Annotated in this window: 16 protein-coding genes, 1 pseudogene and 1 riboswitch; of the genes and pseudogenes, 11 read left to right on the forward strand and 6 right to left on the reverse strand. The window is 74.6% G+C overall.

Translation table 11 applies throughout. The features are described from left to right. Window positions 1-228: 228 nt before the first annotated feature. Window positions 229-356: riboswitch (FMN riboswitch) on the reverse strand. A 257-nt stretch (window positions 357-613) separates the two neighbouring features. Further along, entirely contained in the window at window positions 614-859 is a 246-nt protein-coding gene (locus ACYP53_RS26220; RefSeq protein WP_459649194.1) for an SCO4226 family nickel-binding protein, read from the forward strand. Window positions 860-946: 87 nt separating this feature from the next. Here the strand turns inward: ACYP53_RS26220 and ACYP53_RS26225 are convergent, their stop codons facing one another. After that, window positions 947-1,264: an antibiotic biosynthesis monooxygenase family protein gene (locus ACYP53_RS26225; protein ID WP_189917168.1), complete on the reverse strand. Its 318-nt coding sequence runs from the start codon at window positions 1,262-1,264 to the stop codon at window positions 947-949. 160 nt (window positions 1,265-1,424) lie between these two features. Between ACYP53_RS26225 and ACYP53_RS26230 the strand changes: the two genes are divergently transcribed. Further along, entirely contained in the window at window positions 1,425-2,120 is a 696-nt protein-coding gene (locus ACYP53_RS26230) for an MSMEG_1061 family FMN-dependent PPOX-type flavoprotein (RefSeq protein ID WP_189917166.1), read from the forward strand. A gap of 121 nt (window positions 2,121-2,241) precedes the next feature. Here ACYP53_RS26230 and ACYP53_RS26235 read toward each other — a convergent pair whose 3' ends face one another. After that, window positions 2,242-2,430, reverse strand: a complete 189-nt coding sequence (locus ACYP53_RS26235; RefSeq protein ID WP_189917164.1) for a YegP family protein — start codon at window positions 2,428-2,430, stop codon at window positions 2,242-2,244. 169 nt (window positions 2,431-2,599) lie between these two features. Here ACYP53_RS26235 and ACYP53_RS26240 point away from each other — a divergent pair, with 169 nt between their 5' ends. From ACYP53_RS26240 to ACYP53_RS26265, 6 genes are all read left to right on the forward strand, one after another. Further along, window positions 2,600-3,013 carry an HIT family protein gene (locus ACYP53_RS26240; protein WP_459649195.1) on the forward strand — a complete coding sequence of 138 codons (414 nt, stop codon included), beginning with the start codon at window positions 2,600-2,602 and terminating at the stop codon, window positions 3,011-3,013. A 185-nt stretch (window positions 3,014-3,198) separates the two neighbouring features. Continuing rightward, window positions 3,199-4,338 carry a serine hydrolase domain-containing protein gene (locus tag ACYP53_RS26245; protein WP_459649196.1) on the forward strand — a complete coding sequence of 380 codons (1,140 nt, stop codon included), beginning with the start codon at window positions 3,199-3,201 and terminating at the stop codon, window positions 4,336-4,338. Window positions 4,339-4,733: 395 nt separating this feature from the next. Beyond that, window positions 4,734-5,480: a hypothetical protein gene (locus ACYP53_RS26250; protein ID WP_459649197.1), complete on the forward strand. Its 747-nt coding sequence runs from the start codon at window positions 4,734-4,736 to the stop codon at window positions 5,478-5,480. Between the two features lie 84 nt (window positions 5,481-5,564). Then, a complete protein-coding gene (locus ACYP53_RS26255) occupies window positions 5,565-6,779 on the forward strand; it encodes an alpha/beta hydrolase family protein (protein WP_459649198.1) in 1,215 nt (404 codons plus the stop codon). 188 nt (window positions 6,780-6,967) lie between these two features. Then, complete coding sequence (locus tag ACYP53_RS26260) at window positions 6,968-10,693, forward strand: SpoIIE family protein phosphatase (RefSeq protein ID WP_459649199.1); 3,726 nt, start codon at window positions 6,968-6,970, stop codon at window positions 10,691-10,693. Between the two features lie 145 nt (window positions 10,694-10,838). Then, window positions 10,839-11,243 carry a nuclear transport factor 2 family protein gene (locus ACYP53_RS26265; protein ID WP_229928674.1) on the forward strand — a complete coding sequence of 135 codons (405 nt, stop codon included), beginning with the start codon at window positions 10,839-10,841 and terminating at the stop codon, window positions 11,241-11,243. Window positions 11,244-11,293: 50 nt separating this feature from the next. Here ACYP53_RS26265 and ACYP53_RS26270 read toward each other — a convergent pair whose 3' ends face one another. From ACYP53_RS26270 to ACYP53_RS26280, 3 genes are all read right to left on the reverse strand, one after another. Next, window positions 11,294-12,361: an S-adenosylmethionine:tRNA ribosyltransferase-isomerase gene (locus ACYP53_RS26270; RefSeq protein WP_459649200.1), complete on the reverse strand. Its 1,068-nt coding sequence runs from the start codon at window positions 12,359-12,361 to the stop codon at window positions 11,294-11,296. Beyond that, window positions 12,358-13,149 (reverse strand): SDR family oxidoreductase, encoded by a 792-nt coding sequence (locus ACYP53_RS26275; RefSeq protein ID WP_459649201.1) that lies wholly within the window; start codon window positions 13,147-13,149, stop codon window positions 12,358-12,360. Before ACYP53_RS26275 ends, ACYP53_RS26270 begins: the two co-directional genes overlap by 4 nt. Window positions 13,150-13,238: 89 nt before the next feature. Continuing rightward, the gene (locus ACYP53_RS26280; protein ID WP_459649202.1) at window positions 13,239-14,216 is read right to left on the reverse strand and encodes an RluA family pseudouridine synthase; all 978 of its coding nucleotides are present in this window, start codon (window positions 14,214-14,216) and stop codon (window positions 13,239-13,241) included. 412 nt (window positions 14,217-14,628) lie between these two features. On the opposite strand from ACYP53_RS26280, the gene ACYP53_RS26285 reads away from it, so the two are divergent. From ACYP53_RS26285 to ACYP53_RS26295, 3 genes and pseudogenes are all read left to right on the forward strand, one after another. Beyond that, a complete protein-coding gene (locus ACYP53_RS26285; RefSeq protein WP_459649203.1) occupies window positions 14,629-15,717 on the forward strand; it encodes a PP2C family protein-serine/threonine phosphatase in 1,089 nt (362 codons plus the stop codon). 114 nt (window positions 15,718-15,831) lie between these two features. Beyond that, window positions 15,832-16,221, forward strand: a complete 390-nt coding sequence (locus tag ACYP53_RS26290; protein ID WP_189917142.1) for a DUF3224 domain-containing protein — start codon at window positions 15,832-15,834, stop codon at window positions 16,219-16,221. Between the two features lie 103 nt (window positions 16,222-16,324). After that, window positions 16,325-16,705 (forward strand): annotated as a pseudogene (locus ACYP53_RS26295) (DUF5995 family protein); the annotation flags it as partial. Window positions 16,706-16,938: 233 nt separating this feature from the next. Here ACYP53_RS26295 and ACYP53_RS26300 read toward each other — a convergent pair. Further along, on the reverse strand, window positions 16,939-18,075 hold the full coding sequence (locus tag ACYP53_RS26300) for a hypothetical protein (RefSeq protein ID WP_459649204.1): 1,137 nt from the start codon (window positions 18,073-18,075) through the stop codon (window positions 16,939-16,941). Window positions 18,076-18,331 lie beyond the last annotated feature (256 nt).

An 18,331-nucleotide genomic window follows, 5' to 3' on the forward strand; every position in this document is an offset into this window, starting at 1 on the left:
CGGGTTCTCCTCGCGCTTGGGGCGCGGACTCCGGGGCGGCAGGGGGAGATGACGCGGACGGGCACCGGTGCACGGGCTCATGGCAGCACCCGTCGCCGGGAGCGCCCAAGCCGCCGGGAGATCGCTCACCCGGCTCGGGAGACACCCGTCTCCCGTCGTTCACCTGACCGCGGCCGGCCCGGATGTTCGGGACATCCGATGGACCACGGGCACTGCTCTTCGTCCGCCCGCGCACGCCTCCCATCCGGACTTTAACCGTCGGTCCAGGAATTTCACCTGGTCAACCGGCCGCTGGCTGCGGACGGGTCGCGGACTGTAACCGCCGGTTCGGATTTTCACCGACCCCGGAGTGCGCTGAACGTCACTGCTGTTGCGGTCATTCTGCCACGGTCGACGCAAGGGCAGGGAGTGGGTTTCGCTGTGGCCTGTTTCACGGCCTTGCGGGGAATGTGCGGCGGGGTGCTACGCGCTGCTGTCGGGATCCGGTGCGGTGGGTCCGTGGCGGGGGGCTGCAGGGCAGCCGGGGCGGTCTGGTGGCGGACAGGCGTGGTGGGGGCGACGCTGGTAGGTGGGGCCCTGCCGGTGACGCACCGAAGCTACGGAGGCGAGGGCGATGAAGTTCATGGACGTCCACCACGGGATGGCCGGGATCACGGCCGAGCAGCTCAAGGCGGCCCACGCGGCCGACCTGAAGGTCGAGGGCGAGGAGGGCGTCCACTTCGAGCAGGCGTGGGCGGACCCGGACTCGGGCACCGTGTACTGCCTCTCCGAGGCTCCGACCAAGGAGGCCGTGCAGCGGGTCCACACCCGTAGCGGGCACCCGGCGGACGAGATCCACCCGGTGCCGTTGTCGGTGTGAGGGCGCCGTCGCCGGTGCGAGGAGAGGGACGGGCGCGTTACGGAGTGCGAGCGGGGAGCGCTCTCGGCGAGCGCTCCCGCGGAGTGTTCAGAGTGCGGCGGGTGCGGTGACCTGGAGGAAGTGGGTGACCTCCGGGGGGTGGGCGAGGTAGCGGAGCTCGCCCTCCGACCAGACCGGCCGGATCCGCCACATCGGCCCGGCGTACCCGCGCAGCGCGTCCTCGTCGCGCCAGCGGCTCACCACCAGCACCCGGTTCCCGTTCTCCTCCGACACCGGACGCAGCAGCTCGCCGCCGAGGCAGCCGTCCGTCCGCCCCAGCTGCGGGAGCACCTGGGCGGCCAGGTGGGCGCAGAACTCCTCGATGCGACCGGCCGGCACCTGCCCGGCCCAGATTCTGACGATCACGACCACCACCTCCGGCTGGCTGGGGTCCCCGGCCCCATTAGTCCCTGGCCCCATTATCAGCGGAAAACCGCTGGTGGCGAGGGGTACGGCCGGGCTTCTCCCGGGGGTCGCGGGCGGCCGGGCCGGCGGGGTGCCGGAGGGCCTCGGCTAGATTTCCGGTATGACCACCACACCGGAAACTGCCGCTCCGTCAAGCGCCGGACCGGACCGGCCGACCAGTCTGTTCGAGGCCCTCCGCGCGGACGCCCTCCGCGACCCGGCCCAACTGCGCGAGATCTACGAGCAGCCCGGCGATCACGCGCGCCGCAAGCAGGTCGACCACCTGCATGAGGTCGCCCAGCGCCTGATCGCCTGCTCGCCGCTGGTCTTCGTGGCCAGCTCCGACGCCGCCGGGCGCTGCGACGTCTCCCCGCGCGGCGGGCCGGCCGGGCTGGTCTCGGTGCTCGACGAGCACACCCTGGCCATCCCGGACGCCACCGGCAACAAGCGCCTGGACACCCTGCACAACATCCTGGAGAACGGCCGGGTCGGGCTGCTCTTCGTCGTCCCGGGCCGGGAGACCACGCTGCGGGTCAACGGACGGGCCTGCGTCTCCACCGACCCCGAGCTGCTGCGGCAGCTGACCGCCGTCGGCAAGCCGCCGCGCAGTGCGATCGTGGTCGCGGTGGAGGAGGTGTACGCGCACTGCCCGAAGTCCCTGCTGCGAGCCTCGGCCTGGAAGCCGGAGAACTGGCTCGCCAAGGACGCGCAGCCGACGTCGGCGGAGGTCACGCTCTCGCACCTGCGGGACGAGTCGCTGACCATCGAGATGATCGAGCAGACCGAGCGGGAGTCGCTGCTGTACCGGTACGAGTGAGGCGGCGGGCCGGGCCGGGCGTACGGGCCCCGGCGGGCGGGGACGGTCGGGCCGGGCCGGGCCGGGCATACGGGGTCCCGGCGGGCCGGACCGGCGTGTCCGCCCGCCGGGGCCCGTACGCTCAGGCGGCCTTGGGGACGTCCACCACGGCCGCGCCGTCGGCGGCCCGCTGGACGGCGTCGACGCCCTTATGGGCGGCTTCCTTGCTGACGTAGCCCTGGCCGGTGGCGACGATCTCGCCGTTGCCCGCCTTGAGCCGGAACCGGTACTTGCCGCCGGCGTCCTGATAGACCTCGAACTTGCCCGACATCCGGGCCACCTCCTCGTGCGGCGCTCGGCGCGCCCGCTGATCGGCCCCCTGCAGCACCGTGCGCCCGGCGGCCGGGCGGCCGCACCCGGTCGGCGGCCGGTCGGGTGACGCCGGGGCGGCGGGGGTTTGCCGGGGTGCCGGGGCGGCCGCCGATGGCTTGAATGGACGGATGGACTGCGTCTTCTGTGCGGTGGTGGCGGGCGAGGAGCCCGCGCACCTGGTGCTGGACGACGGGACGGCGGTGGCCTTCCTGGACCGCCGCCCGCTGTTCCCCGGACACGTCCTGGTCGTGCCCCGCGCCCATCACCGGACGCTGGCGGACCTGCCCGCCGAGGAGGTCGGGCCGTTCTTCCTGCGGGTGCAGCGGGTGGCCGCCGCCGTCGAGCGGGGCCTGGGTGCGGCGGGCAGCTTCGTGGCGGCGAACAACCGGATCAGCCAGTCGGTGCCGCACCTGCACGTCCACGTGGTGCCGCGCAATCCGAAGGACGGGCTGCGCGGGTTCTTCTGGCCGCGGGGGAAGTACCCGGACGAGGCGGGGGCCGCGGAGGTCGCGGCCAGGCTGCGGGCGGCACTGGCGGAGTGAGCTCGGCGTCCTGCCGCGCGGCCGGGCGGGGACCGTCGGACCGACTGATGCTGACCGGGTGGCGGCGCGCCGGGTTGTACCGTGCCGGGCGCAGCCGGGCGTACATCTGGAGGAGCATCAGGAGCGGCCGAAATCGTTTTCGGGGCGGAGGGATCATGCAGGTCGGCCCGCCTAGGCTCACTGCCATGAACGAACTCGCGCGCGTCGTGCAGCAGACGGCCGACCGGCTGGCGGGCCAGCACGTCGGCGTGGTGGTCGCCGGGCTGGCCGGCGGTGAGACGGAGATCCGGGGCGTCGGGCGGACGGGCCCGGGCGGCGGCGTGCCCGGGCCGGACACGGTGTTCGAAATCGGTTCCGTCACCAAGGTGTTCACCGCGCTCGTGCTCGCACGGCTGGTGCTCGACGACACGGTCCGGCTGGACGAGCCGCTCGCCGAGGTGCTCGCCGACGGCCCCGACGGCCCGGCCGTCGTCCCGGGCCGGGGTGGGCAACCGATCACCCTGCGGCACCTGGCCACCCACACCTCGGGACTCCCCCGGCTGCCCCGGGGCATGCTGCTGAAGGCACTGGTCAAGCCCAACGACCCCGATCCGTACGCCCGTTGCAGCGCCGAGTACGTGCTGGGCGGGCTCGCCCGGACGAGGCTGCGGGCCACCCCCGGGCGGAGCTTCCGCTACTCCAACCTCGGCGCCGGGCTGCTCGGCCTGGCCCTCGCGCACCGGGCCGGCACCGGGTACGAGGAACTGGTGGCGCGCGAGGTCTGCGAGCCGCTGGGGCTGGCGGACACCCACGTGCGGACCGGTGCGGAGGGGTCCGGCGCGGAGCGGTCAGGTGCGGGCCGGACCGACGCGGACCGGACCGACGCGGACCGAAGCGGCTCCGACCGGACCGGGCGACTGGCACACGGACACACGGCGGGCGGGCGGCCGGTGCCGCACTGGGACTTGGCGGCGTTGCCGGGCATGGGCGGGCTCCGGTCGACCGCCGCCGACCTGGCGATACTCCTGCGGGCCCAGCTGGCCGCCGAGCGGGAGCCGGACGCGCCGCTGTCGCCCGCGATCACGCTCACCCGGGAGACCAGGCACCGGGTCAACCCGTTCGCCTGGATGCACCTGGGCTGGCTCGGGCACCGGCTGCACACCCAGCAGGGCGGCCACCTGCAGATCTGGCACAACGGCGGCACGGGCGGGTTCCGGTCCTTCGCGGCCTTCGACCCGGAGAAGCAGGTGGGGGCGCTGGTGCTGGCCAACACCCGGCGGTCGGCCGATCCGGCGGGCACGGCGCTGCTGCGCAGGCTGCAGAGGGACTTCGCGACGGCTGGGTGAGGCGGGGGCGAGGGGCAGCCGGGGCGGGCCGGGGCGGGCTGCGGCCGGCCTGGGCGGGCCTGGGCGGGCCTGGGCGGGCCTGGGCGGGCCTGGGCGGGCCGGAGGCCGTTTCCCCTGCTCATCGGCACCCCCGGTCGCGGGGAGCAGCGGGCGGGGAGCGATGATGGTCGGGTCGTTTCAGGCCAAAAGGTGCCGATTGGCACTGTTGCCGGGTGCGACGGACGGTCGATGCTGGGATCCGGCAGCTGCGGTCCCGATGGGGGTCCGCCGAGTGAAAGGGGGCCGACGTGGCGGTGGTGTGGTCGCCGACACCGGTGCGCGCGGTCCGTCCGAGCGGTCCGGCCGGCCTCACCGGCCCGGCTGGTCCGGTCGATCCGGCCGATCGGCTCGGGCCGGTGGTGCGCGTGTACCGGCGGTTCCGGCCGGTGCCCCGGCTCGTCCGGGTCTGGGTGGGCGCCTGCGCGGTCGTCGTCGCGGTGGCGGCCTGTCTGGCGCTCGGCGGGTGGTGGCCCGCGCCCGTGGTGGGGGCCGTCGCGGTGGTGGCGGCGAGCGCGTTCGGCCGGCTGCGGCCGGCGTCCGGGCCGCGGTCCGTACGCGTCCACGAGGCCGGGCTGGTGCTGGTGGGTGCGGACGGCTCCGAGCGCCCGCTCCCCTGGGGCTCGGTGGAGGCCACGGAGTACTCCCCCGGCGGCCGCTGCGGGGAGCACGAGCAGGGGCGAATATGGCTGGCCGGCGTGGACGAGCCGGTGGTGCTGGCGCGGCTGCGCGGGCTGGGCGGGCTGTTCCGGGAGCTGGAGGAGCGCCTCTCCCCCGGGCTCCGGGCAGCCCTGCACGAGACGCTGCGCACCGAGGGCAGCGTCCGGTTCGCCCGGGGCCGGCTGACGGTGACGCCCGGCGGGCTGGTGCACCGCCCGCCGCACCCGCTCGCCGCGACGGAGTCCTACCGGTGGGCCGAAGTGGAGTCGACCCGGACGTCGGGCCTCGGGGAGCTGGAGATCCGGATGCACTCGGCCGGCCTGCCGCTCACCTTCCCGGTGCCCAACGCCCGCGCGGCGGCGGACTTCCTGGAGCAGCTCCGGGCGACCGGCGGGAGCCCGCGGGCCGGCCGCCGGAGGACCGGCCTCCGGAGGACCGGCCCCTAAGGGCGCGAACGGCTCTTCCCGGAGGGGTCCGGTCCGTCGCTGAGTGGACGTCAACTCCCAGGCGCGCGGCCTACCGTCGCCGACATGAGACGACTTCGCGTCACTGCCGGCGCGGCGGCCCTGCTGCTCGCGCTGCCCCTGTCCGTCGCCGCCGCGGTTCCGGCCCTGGCCGCCCCCGGCACCGCCCCCTCCCCCGCCACCAGCACCGCGGGTCCCGCCGCACCCGGCACCGCCCCGACGAGCGACCCGGCCGCCGTCCGCATCGAGCTCCCGCGTCCGACCGGACCGTACGCCGTCGGCCAGGAGGTCCTGCACCTGGTGGACGAGGACCGTCCGGACCCGTGGGTGCCCTCCGCCGGTCCGCGCCAGCTGATGGTCTCGATCTACTACCCCGCCCGCGCCGGGACGGGCACCCCGGCCCCGTACATGACCGCCGGGGCGGCCCGCGGGCTGCTGGACTTCAGGCTGCCGGGCAACACCGTCCCGACCGAGACGCTCACCGGCGTCCGGACCTGGTCGGAGACCGGCGCGCGCCCGCAGGGCGGCCACTACCCGCTGGTGGTGCTGTCCCCCGGCTTCGTCGACCCGCGGACCGCGATCACCGGTCTCGCCGAGGACCTGACCAGCCGCGGTTACGTCGTCGCACTGGTCGACCACACCTACGAGAACACCGGCACGACCTTCCCGGACGGCCGGACGGTGCCCTGCGTGATGTGCGGCCAGCCGAAGGACTGGTCGAAGGTGGACGAGAGCCGGGCGAAGGACGTGTCCTTCGTCATCGACCGGCTGACCAGCCGCCCGCACCCCGCCTGGCGCTACGCCGCCCGCATGATCGACCGCAACCGGATCGGCATGGCCGGGCACTCCGCCGGGGGTGCGGCCGCCGTGCCCGCCCTGCTCTCCGACGACCGGATCCGGGCCGGGGTGGACCTGGACGGCACCATGGACGTCCTGGTGCCCGCCTCCGGGATCGGCGGCAAGCCCTTCCTGATGATGGGCCACCCGCTCGGCGGCGACGACGAGGACAGCAGCTGGGTCAAGAGCTGGCCCAACCTCGACGGCTGGAAGCGCTGGCTGACCGTCGACGGCACCGACCACCACAGCTTCACCGACTTCCCGGTGCTGATCGACGGGCTGGGCCTGCCCCGGGGGCCCGGCGTCACCATCGCGAGCGGGCGCGCCGTCGAGCTCACCCGCCGGTACGTCGGCGCCTTCTTCGACCTGCAGCTGAAGGGCGTCGAGCAGCCGCTGTTCGACGGCCCGACCGCCGCCGACCCGGAGGTGCGCTTCCACTCCTGACCCCGCTCCACCGGCGAGGCCGTCGGCTGCCCGCCGACGGCCTCCTCGGCGCGGGCCGGTGCTGGAGAAGGCCGAGCCGGGCCGGTGGACGGAGTTCTGCCTGGAGCGCCCGCTACCGCGGTGAGCGGACCTCGCCCGCCGCCACGGTGAGCGCTCTCCCGGGGCCGCGTGCGAAGATGGCAGGGCTGGTGGGAACGATCACCGGACGGTTCTGGGACGGTTCTCTGGCCATGGTGAACCACAACGCGCGGCGCGCAGGGGAACCGCAGCAGGACGCCCTGCTGATGGTGCCGATCGCGACGGCGCTGATCGCGGCCGACGGGCGGATCCTGCACTGGAGCGGCGACGCGGAGGCACTGCTCGGTCACCGTGTGGAGGACGCGGTCGGGGCGAAGGCGGCCAAGCTGCTGACCACCGACGACGAGCGTCCCGAGGTGCTGCAGCTGTTCCGGCAGATCCTCGGCGGCCGGGCCTGGACCGGTGTGTTCCCGGTGCGCCACCGCGACGGGCACCTGGTGAACCTGGAGTTCCGCACCCATCCGATCGTCGGGCCGGACGGTGAACCGCTCGTCCTGGCCGTGGCCTCCGAGGTGACCACGCTGCGCCGGATCCAGGCGGACCTCGCCGTCCTGGACGGGTTCTTCACGCAGTCCCCGGTCGGCATGGGGGTCTTCGACACCGAGCTGCGGTTCGTCCGGCTGAACGACGCGCTGGCCCGGGCGAACGGCCTGTCCCCCGGGCGGCACCTGGGACACCGGCTCACCGAGGTGCTGCCCGGGATCAACGGCGCCGAGGCCGAGGCGGTGATGCGCCGGGTGCTGGAGACCGGCGAGCCGGTGGTGGACACCCGCTCGCACGGCCGCACCCCGGGCGATCCGCAGCACGACCACGCCTGGTCGGCCTCGTACTTCCGGCTGGAGGACCGGGGCGGCCGGGTCCTCGGAGTGAGTTCGACCGTCATCGACATCACCGAGCGGTTCCGGGCCGACGCCCGGGCGGCCCGCGCCCAGGAGCGGCTGTCCCTGCTGGTCGACGCGACCGCCTCGATCGGCACCACGCTCGACCTGCGGCAGACCGCCCGCGAGCTCGCCGACGCGATGGTGCCCAGGGTCGCCGACATCAGCGGGGTGTTCGCGCTGGAGGCCCTGGTGGCCGGCCGCACCGTCGAACCGCCCGCCCCGGACGCCCCGCAGCTGGTGCGCCGGCTGGCGCTGGTCACCGCCGACCCGCTCTACCCGTCCGACGCGCTGCCCGTGGACGCCGTGTACGAGCTGCCCGCCGACTCCCCGTACGCCCGCGCGCTGAGCACCGGCCGCACGGTGGTCACGCCGTCCTGGGAACTGCCGATGCTCAGCGAGGGCATCAACGAGAGCCGCCGGCAGGCCTACCTCGGCGACCGGCCGCGCTCGGTGCGGATCACCCCGCTGGTGGCGCGCGGCACCACGCTCGGCATGGTGGTGTACTCGCGGCGCGGCGAGCGCGAGTCCTTCGCGGAGGCCGACATCACGCTCGGCGACGAACTGGCCTCGCGGGCCGCCGTCGCGATCGACAACGCCCGGCTGTACCTGCGCCAGCACCAGACCGTCCTGGCCCGCCAGCAGGCGCTGCGCGAGGCGAAGGCCGCGCAGGAACGCCTGGCGCTGGTCAACGTGGCCTCCACCCGGATCGGGACCACGCTCGATCTCGCCCAGACCGCCCAGGAGCTGGCCGAGGTCGCGACGCCCAGGCTGGCCGACACGGTGGTGGTCGAGGTGCTGGAGGACCTGGTCCGCGGCGAGCGCGAGGCCCGCGCGCCGGCCGACGGCTCGGCCCTGCTGCGCCGGATGGCCTTCCACTCGGTGCACGGCTCGACCCTGCAGCCGATCGCCCGCCTCGGCAACGTGCACCGCTTCCGGCCCGGTTCGCCGTACGCGTGGTGCCTGGCGAACCGCAAGCCGCTGCTGGTGCCGCGGATGGACGAGCAGGGCCTGGCCTGGTTCGCCGACGACCCGGTGCGCACCGCCGCCGTCAAGGAGCAGAACGTGCGCTCCTTCATGGTCGTCCCGCTGATCGCGCGCGGCACTCCGGTCGGCGTCGCGGGCTTCTACCGCACGCTCGTGGAGCGCCCGTACGAGGACGACGACGTGGCGCTCGCCGGGGAGTTGGCGGTGCGGGCCGCCGTCTCGATCGACAACGCGCTGCTGTTCACCCGGGAGCGGGACGCGGCCGCCGCCCGGCAGCGGGCCCTGGACGAGGCCTGGGCCGCCCAGCAGCGGCTGTCGCTGCTGAACGAGGCCAGCAACCGGATCGGCACCACGCTCGATCTGCACCGCACCGCCCAGGAGTTGGTGGAGGTGGTGATCCCGCGCTTCGCCGACTTCATCACCGTCGACCTGCGCGAAGCGGTGCTCAGCGGCGAGGAGCCCGGCCCCGTCCCCGCCGAGGGGCGGGTGCTGATGCGGGCCGTGGCAGTCGGCGAGGTCGCCCCGGACGGCAGCATGACGGATGCCGCCGACCAGGTGGGCGAGACCTCGCAGTCCGCCCAGCTGTACGCGCAGAGCCTGCGCACCGGGCGCTCGATCCTGGTGTCCGAGGTGACCGAGGAGGAGCTGCGCCGGATCGTCGCCTCCCCCGACCGGGTGCAGCCGGGGCTGGACGCCGGGGTGCACTCCTACCTGATGGTGCCGCTGATGGCGCGCGGACACGTGCTGGGCGGCGCGGAGTTCGTCCGCACCCGCAACCCGCTGCCGTTCGGCCCGGCCGACCGCTCACTCGCCGAGGAGCTGGTCGCCCGTACCGCGCTCGCCATCGACAACGCCCGGCTCTACCGCCGCGAACGGGACACCGCGCTGATGCTCCAGCGCAGCCTGCTGCCCCAGGAGGTGCACCGCACCCTCGGTTTGGAGATCGCCTACCGCTACCTGCCCAGCAGTGTGGTCAGCGAGGTCGGCGGCGACTGGTTCGACGTCGTGCCGCTCTCCTCCGGGCGGGTCGCCCTGATCGTCGGGGACGTCATGGGGCACGGCATCCGGGCCGCCGCGACCATGGGCCAACTCCGTACGGCAGCCCGCACGTTGATCACCCTGGACCTGGACCCGGCGCGGGTGCTGCACCGGCTGGACGAGGCCACCACGGCCGTCGGCGAGGGCCAGTTCGCCACCTGCGTCTGCGTGGTGTACGACCCGGTGGACAGCCGCTGCACCGCGGCCTGCGCCGGGCACCTGCCGCCCGTGGTCGCCGACACCCAGGGGCGGGCGCACCTGATCGAGCTGCCGACCGGCGCACCGCTCGGCGTCGGCGGAGTCCCGTTCGAGAGCGCGGAGTTCACCCTCCCCGAGGAGGGCATCCTGACCCTCTACACCGACGGACTGGTCGAACGCCGGGGCCGCGACCTGGACGACGGGATCCAGCTGCTCTGCCGCACCGTCGCCGACCGGCGCCCCACGCTGGAGCAGACCTGCGACGCCGTCCTGGCCCGGCTCACCGGCCGCACCAGCGAGGACGACATCGCCGTCATCATGGCGCAGGTCCGCCCGCGGGGCACGGACCGGATCGCCACCCTGCCGCTCACCGGCGACCGCGCGATGGTCGCGCACTCCCGCCGCTTCACCCGCGAGACGCTGGACGCCTGGGGGCTCGGCGCGCTCGCCGACTGGGCCGAGCTGCTCACCAGTGAGCTGATCACCAACGCCCTAGTGCACGCCGGATCCCCCACCCAGCTACGGCTGTTCTGCAACCGGGTGCTCACCGTCGAGGTCGCCGACCGGGAGAGCGAGGCGCCCCGGATCCGCCGCGCCCGCAGCGAGGACGAGGGCGGCCGGGGCATCCACCTGGTCAACGAGCTCGCCCACCGCTGGGGCAGCCGGCAGACCGAGGACGGCAAGGTGGTCTGGTTCGAGCTGGAGCTGCCCCCGGGCACCTCCCCGGGCGCCTGAACACCACCCGCACCAGCCCCCCGACAGCATGGACAACGGACGGTTGTCGGGCCGCCGCCACGGTTGTTGGCCCGCCGGCCCGCCCCGGCGGTTACCTGGTGCCACGGCGGGACAGCCCCGACCGGACCGACCAGAGGGAGCCACCGTGCAGCACCCCGACGCCCGCACCGTCGTCACCGACTACGTCACCCTCATCGCGGCGGGCGAACTCGACGCCGCGATCGCCCTGTTCGCCGAGGACGCCACCTGGGACTACCCCGGCCACCTCGCCATCTCCCGTACCTGGCGCGGCAAGGAGGAGATCTTCGGCGACTTCCTCGGCCGGATCGGCACCTACTTCGCCGCCGACGGCCTGCCCGTCATCACCCTCACCCGGGTCCTCGCCGACGGCCCGCTGGCCGTCGCCGAGTGGACCACCGTCGGCACCGCCGCCAACGGCGCACCGTACGAGAACCACTGCCTGGGCGTGTTCACCGTCGAGGACGGCCGGATCACCGCCGTCCGCGAGTACCTCGACACCGACCACGTCGCCCGGACCCTGCTGGCCTGACCCCGCCGGCCCGACCCCGCCGGCCCGACCGGCCGGTGCCGCGCCCGGTCTCAGTCCGGCAGCAGGAGGTTGACGTCGCCGAACTCGTGCCACAGGTACCGGTGGTCGACAGCGGCGCGGTAGCAGGAGGTGAGCAGGGGCAGTCCGGCGACGGCGGCGAGCATCAGCAGGTGCGAGGCGCGGGGCTCGTGCCAGCCGGTGAGGAGGCCGTCGACGGCGCGGACACCGCGTTCCGGCGTGATCACCAACTCCGTCCAGCCGTCGGCCTCCCCGAGCGTGCCGTCCGGCTCGGCGGCGGACTCCAGGGCCCGGACCACTGTGGTGCCGACGGCGATGACCCGGCCGCCGCCGGCCCGGACGTGGCCCGCCAGCCGGGCGGTGGCAGCCGGGACGTGGAAGCGCTCCGCGTACGGGGCCTCGTGCGCCTCCGGCGAGGCCACCCCGGTGTGCAGGGTGACCGGCGCGACCAGCACGCCCCGCCCCGCCAGCCGGGCCACCACCTCGGCGCTGAACGGGCGGGCCGCGCTGGGCATCTCACTGCTGCCGGGGACGGTCGCGAAGACCGTCTGGTAGGCCTCGATCGGCCACTCGCGGTCCACGTAGCCGTACCGGATCGCCCGGCCGTGCCGCGCCAGGTACGACAACATCCCCTCGGGCAGGGAGAGTTCGGCGTACCAGAGGCGGGCGGTGAAGGCCCCGGCCAGCACCGCCGCACCACCCTCGGGAAGCGCGACCCGCAGCCCCGTGCGGGCCGGGGACTCCTCCGGCGGGTAGTACGCCGCCGCCTCGCCCGGCACCACCCGGCGCAACTCCACCAGGTGGGTGCCGTTCCGGTCCGGCTGGGCGGAGGAGACGTGCAGCGCGACGGGCGTGCCGTCGGGCAGCCGCCCGGGCAGGGCGGCCGGGAGGGTGGCCGAGTTGTTCACCACCAGCAGGTCCCCCGGGCGCAGCACCTCGGGCAGGTCGGTGAACCGGCGGTGCTCGACGGCGCCGGTGGCCCGCCGGCCGACCAGCATCCGGACGGCGTCCCGGGCCGTGCCGCGGGCCTCCGCCGGGGCGCGGGCGGAGAGTTCGGGCGGCACGGTGAGGTCGAGGCCGGGATCGGCGGGTGCGCTCATCGCCCGGCCCGGTCCGCGGCCGGGGCGGCGAGGACGGCGGTGACAGCGGAGATGGCCAGGTCCTCGGCCCGGTAGCGGCCGGACGGGGTGCGATCGCGGAGCAGGCCGAGCAGGACCGGTGCGACGTCCTCGGGCAGCGCCTCGCCGGAGATGTCCTCGCCCGGGCTGGCCTCCTGGAGCATCCGGGTCCGCATGCCGCCCGGGTCGACCGCCCAGACCCGCAACTCCGGTTCCTCCCGGGCGAGTACGGCGGTGGCGAGGTCGAGCGCCGCCTTGCTGGCGCCGTAGCCGCCCCAGCCGGGGTAGGCCACCACGGCGGCGTCGGAGCTGATGTTGAGGACCGCGCCGGCGTGGCCGCGCAGCTGGGGCAGCACCAGCTGGGTGAGCGCGATCGGCGCGAGCGCGTTCACCTCGAAGGTCTCCAGCAGGTCCGGCAGCGGGTAGTCCGCCAGCCGGGGCAGCGGCTCGGACCCGGGGGCCGCGGCGCCGTTGAGCGTACCGGCGTTGTTGACCAGCAGGCTCGCGCCGCCGAGCCGCTCGGCGGCCTCGGCCAGGTGCGCGCGGTGGTCGTCGTCGACGATGCTGCCGGGCAGCGCGACGACCTTGGTGACGGCGGCCAGTCCGGCCTCGGCCGCGGCGAGTTCGGCCGCGCCCCGGGCCGTGATCACCAGCTGCCAGCCGTCGGCGGCCAGGGCCCGCGCGAGGGCCAGGCCGAGGCCTCGGGAGGCGCCGGTGACGACGGCCACGGGGGCGGAGTGCGGTACGGCGGTGCGCTGTTCTGCGTTCATACCGCAACGATCCCGCCGCCCGCCGCGCACCGGATCGGCCGCCGGGACGGGGACTCGGTCGGACCTTGGGACTAGATCATCGGACGGTCCTAGGACTGCGTACCGGAGCCATCGGAAAGGCCCCGCGGGTCGGCCCAGTCCTCCGGGTCGGTCCAGGCGGTCAGTGTGCGGCGGCTCTCGAAGCGGCGTTCGCGGCCGGTCAGCGGATCGGTGAACTCGACCGTCGAGGCGAGCAGTTGCAGCGGGCGGCGGAAGTCGTCGGGGGCCGGTTCGGGCAGCACCACCGGGTACACCGGGTCACCGAGGATCGGCAGTCCGAGACCGCTCATGTGCAGCCGCAGCTGGTGGGTGCGGCCGCTGAGCGGGCGCAGCCGGTAGCGGCCGAGGCCGTCGCGGTGCTCCAGCAGGTCGATCCGGCTCTCGCTGTTCGGCGGCGCGTCGACCTCCTGTGCGGCGATCACGCCGCGCTCCTTGACGATGTGGCTGCGCACCGTGCGCGGCAGGCTCAGCCCGGGGTCGTACGGGGCGATCGCCCGGTACTCCTTGCGGACCAGGCGGTCCCGGAACAGCGTCTGGTAGGCGCCGCGGTCCTGGGGGCGGACCACGAACATTGCGAGACCCGCGGTGAGGCGGTCCAGCCGGTGTGCGGGGCTGAGCGCGGGCAGGTCGAGGGCGTGCCGCAGCCGGGAGAGCGCGGTCTCCGTGACGTGCCGGCCGCGCGGGGTGGTGGCCAGGAAGTGCGGCTTGTCGACGACGACCAGGTGCTCGTCGCGGTGCAGCACGACCAGCTCGAACGGGACCGGCACCTCGGGCGGGAGGTCGCGGTAGAACCACAGGTGGGCACCGGGGCGGAACGGTTCGTCCGGGGCGACCGGGCCCTGCTCGCCGACGATCTCGCCCTCGCGCAGCGCCGCGTCGATCCGCTCGGCCGGAACGGCGCGCAGCCGCTCGACCAGGTGCTCCCGCAGGGTCGGCCAGGGGCCTTCCAGCGGCAGCCGGAGGTGCACCGGGTCCACGCCCCGGCGCTGCGGGAGGGGGGAGGCCGGGCGGCGGCTCTTGCGTCTCATCTCCCGGCCCAGCTTAGGGCCTGTCTTCGGACTCCCGTCGTCCGCCCGCCAGGGCGGGCGGGGCGGCGTTGGGGTGCGTGCATCGCAAGGCGGAGGAGGGAGTCCATGCGGTGGGGGCACCTCCCGGCCGCCAGGCTGGGGGACATCGGCGACCGACGACAACGCCGCGAGGTGCGTGCCCCGGCGTCGCCCCGCAGGCGGGAGTCCGAAGACAGGCCCTGGGTCGGCGCCCGGGTCGGAGCTGTCGCCGAGGTTCCGCCGAGGTGCCGCCCCGGGGCGGGGCGGGGAGAGTGGACCGGTGGCCCCCGCTCCGCCGGGGCCTTCGACCCGTCCGCGGTCGGGCGGCCCGACCGGCCCGACCGACCGCCGGACCCCTGTCGGACCCGTCCGACGCCGCACCACTGGAGGACGCGTGACCGCCGACGGCCCGGACGGGGTGCCGCCGCTGCACCTGCCCCGACGGACCCGGACCCTGCTGTACGGCGCGCTCCTGCTGCTGGTCGCCGCCGTGGTGGCGGCCCTGGCCATCGGCCCGGGGACCACCCTGGCGCCGCTGCTCGCGGTGGCCCCCGTGCTCGCCGGGGCGACCACCCGGCGGGCCCGGGTGCCGCTGCTGGTCGGCGCGGCGGCGCTGCTCGCGGTCGGGCTGCTGGAGTCGGCCAACGCGGAGCTGCCGCTGTCCGTGCGGATCAGCGTGCCGGTGACCGTGCTGGCCTCGACGCTGGCCAGTGCCGCCAGCGTCGTCCTGGTGGCGGCCCGCGAGCGGGAGCTGTTCCAGGTCCGGACGGTGGCCGAGGCCGCGCAGCGGGCCCTGCTGCGGCCGCCGCCCGAGCGGATCGGCCCGCTGCGGGTGGCGGTGCGGTACGTCGCGGCGGCGGCCGAGGCGCGGATCGGCGGGGACCTGTACGCCGTGGTGGAGACCCGGTTCGGGGTGCGGATCCTGCTCGCGGACGTCCAGGGGCACGGGCTGCCCGCGGTGGAGACGGCGGCGGACGTCCTCGGGGTGTTCCGGGAGGCGGCGCGGACCGAGGCCGATCCCGGGCGGCTGGCGGAGCGGCTGGACGCGGCGCTCACGGCCCGGCCGGACGGGGACCGGTTCGCGACCGCGGTGCTGCTGGACGTGGCGCCGGACCGCGGGCCGGTCCGGGTGGTGAACTGCGGCCACCCGGCCCCGCTGCTGCGCCGGGCGGGCCTGGTGAGCGAGCTGGAGCCCCCGTTCCCGGCGCCGCCGCTGGGGCTGCGCGGGCTCACCGGCGACTCGTACCCGGCGCGGCGCTTCGACCCGGAGCCGGGCGACCTGCTGCTCCTGCACACCGACGGCGTGTCGGAGGCCCGGGACGCCGGCGGGCGGTTCTACCCGCTGGCGGAGCGGCTGCCGGGCCTGCACGGCGGGAGCCCGGCGGACCTGCTGGACGCCGTGCTGACGGACGTCGGCGGCTGGGTCGGGGCCGACGGGCTGGCGGACGACGCGGCGGTGCTGGCGGTGCGCTGGGAGCCGTGACGGGCGGCGGCCCCGGGTCGGCGGGGCGGCCGATTGTCAGTGGGGTGTGCAAGGCTCACGGCAGGGTCGGCGGGGTGCCGATCGCGCGGATCGGCCGACGAGGGGACGGGTGCCATGGGGTTCGAGGCCGAGGGATCGTTCGAGGTGACGGCGTTCGAGCCGGTGGAGACGGAGGAGCGGGAGGGCGCCGCCTTCGGGCGGATCCGCCTCGCCAAGACCTTCACGGGTGCGCTGAGCGGCACCAGCGAGGTGCGGATGCTCTCCGTCGGGGGCCCGTCCGGCGCCCCGGCGTCGTACGTCGCGGTGGAGCACGTCACGGGTGAACTGGACGGGCGCAAGGGCTCGTTCGTGCTCCAGCACGCGGCCTGGGACACCAGCGGCACGACGATACGCGTGGTGCCGGGCACGGGGGCGGGCGAGCTGGCCGGGATCACCGGGGAGTTCCACCTGACGGTCGACGAGTCCGGCGCCCACACCTTCGTCCTGGCGTACGAGCTGGGCTGAGGCCCGCGGCCCGCCCGGGCCACGGCGTGCCGCGCCCGGCCGGCGCCGGGGCGCGCTGTCACGATGATGCGATCAGTGCACGATCGACATCGGAGGGTGGCGCATGCCCGGCACAGCGGTGGATCGCACGGCGACAGCAACGGCGACGGCGGCCACGGCCACCGTCACGGCCACGGTCACGGAGGTGGTCGACCGGCTGCGCGGGCTCGCGGCGGAGCTGCCCCCGGCCGACGGGGTGGCGGTCTTCAACCGGCTCTACCTCGACGTCACGGAGGCGGTCCGCGACCGGCTCGGCGACGGGTACTTCGCCGACCCGCCGGCGATGGCCGAGCTGGACGTGGTGTTCGCCGGGCGGTACCTGCGGGCCGTGGCCGCCGACGCGGCCGGGCACGAGCCGCCCGCCTGCTGGCGGCCGCTGTTCGCGCTGCGCGCCCACCCGGGCGTGCACCCACTGCAGTTCGCGCTGGCCGGGAGGAACATCCATTAATACCACCAACCTACCAACCCCCTGAATGGGCGCATCCAACCGAGGTCGGCCTCGCCGACCAGCACAGTCACTCACGAAGCCACCATGGCGCACGCAACAGGCCGCCCCACGCCCGCCGAACCACCTCAGCGTCGGCGGACACACCTCCCCATCCGCGAAGTGTGTCCAAGGCACTCCACAACGTCGCGTGCACCCCCACAGGAGCGGCGCCCGGCACGGCGCCTTCCCCATCACTCCGGGGAGGACAAGACCCGGTGGGCCGACGGCCTGCCGGCGCCGGAGCACGCCGCCGACCTCGAGACGATGAACAGCATCTCCTTCCGCCGGGCTGGGAGACCGCGGAGCCAGCGGCCCAGGCGGAGGCTGAGCCTCGTCGTGCGGGGCGGGGCATCGGGCTGGGGCGGGCTAACTTGGGTGTGGCCGGCTGTGAGCTCGATGAGGTGGGGCTGGTCTTGCAGGAGGCAGGTGAGGGCCCAGCCGGTTTGGCGATTAAGGGGTCCGGCGTGGGTGATACCGATTTGGCGTGCAAGATCTGCGGCATAGAGGCGGGTGGCCGCTTCAAGGAGTGTGGTGTACACGTCAGTGGCGGTCTGGGTGCGCCGCCAGCCGGCGGCGGCGATGGCCGCGGCAATGAGCAGTCCGGGCCACCACAGTGCGGCTGGTGCAACGTAAAGGGCGCCCCATGCGACCAGTGTCGTGGATCGACTGAGGGCTTCCTGCGCGGCAGCGACCTCGCTTCGCGTGGTTTCGGGCACCGTGAGACGGAGGTGGGGCCAGACCGTCCCGAGGTCCAGGTTGTACTCACGATCGAAGCGGACGGAGGCGGCGTTGAATCGGTCGCCGATCCAGGTGGGGTGGACAGGCCGCTCCTCGGCGATGCGTGTCATTTTGAGCTGCGCGGCGATCCGGTCACTGCGTTCGGTCCCACCGCTAATGCGCGTCGCACGGGCGCGGCGTTCGGCATCGACTCTCTCATCGTAGGCGAGCTTTGCTGCCTGCCAGCGGGTCAGCCGCTTTTCAACTTGCCTGCCAGCGAGTTGACGCAGTGGAGTCGGCCAGGCTTGCCAGTGCGAGGCGAGGCAAAGGCGTTCGATGAGGGATCCGCCGGCTTGGGCGGCCAGGCCAGCGGTGGACGATGCGAGAAGCGCGGCGAGCAGGACCAGGGTCAGGCTGGCAGGTGCGTTGAATGCTGGCGAGGTCGCGAGGTGGCGCACCCACCCGGTGAGTCCGGTGATGCGAAATGGGTGGGTGTGCCCAAGACGCTGGGAGGCGGCGACGACGGCCAGGTAGAGGGCTCCGGGTAGGACCAGGAGGGTTAGCCAGCGGTCGGCGAGCTTTTTGCCGAGTTCAGCCAGAAGCGTGTCCATGCTAAAGCGGCTGCCCGTGCAGAGGCTCTCCTTCGATCTCGCAGAGAGGAGGCCGATTCGAGGCTGGGTCACTGCGGGGCGCCCAGTAGCGGGAGCAGCGGTCGCCAGGACACAGGAAGACCACTTCAGCATTGACTGGTGGAGGGCTTGGCTTACTCGACATCAGCTGGCCCAGGTCCACGCCTAGCCTTTTGAGTGTGAAGTGTCTCAGGCGTTCCATGAACTCGCCTTGCTGGCGAGCGGTGTCGACGATGTC

The sequence above is a fragment of the Kitasatospora sp. Ki12 genome (assembly GCF_054601375.1).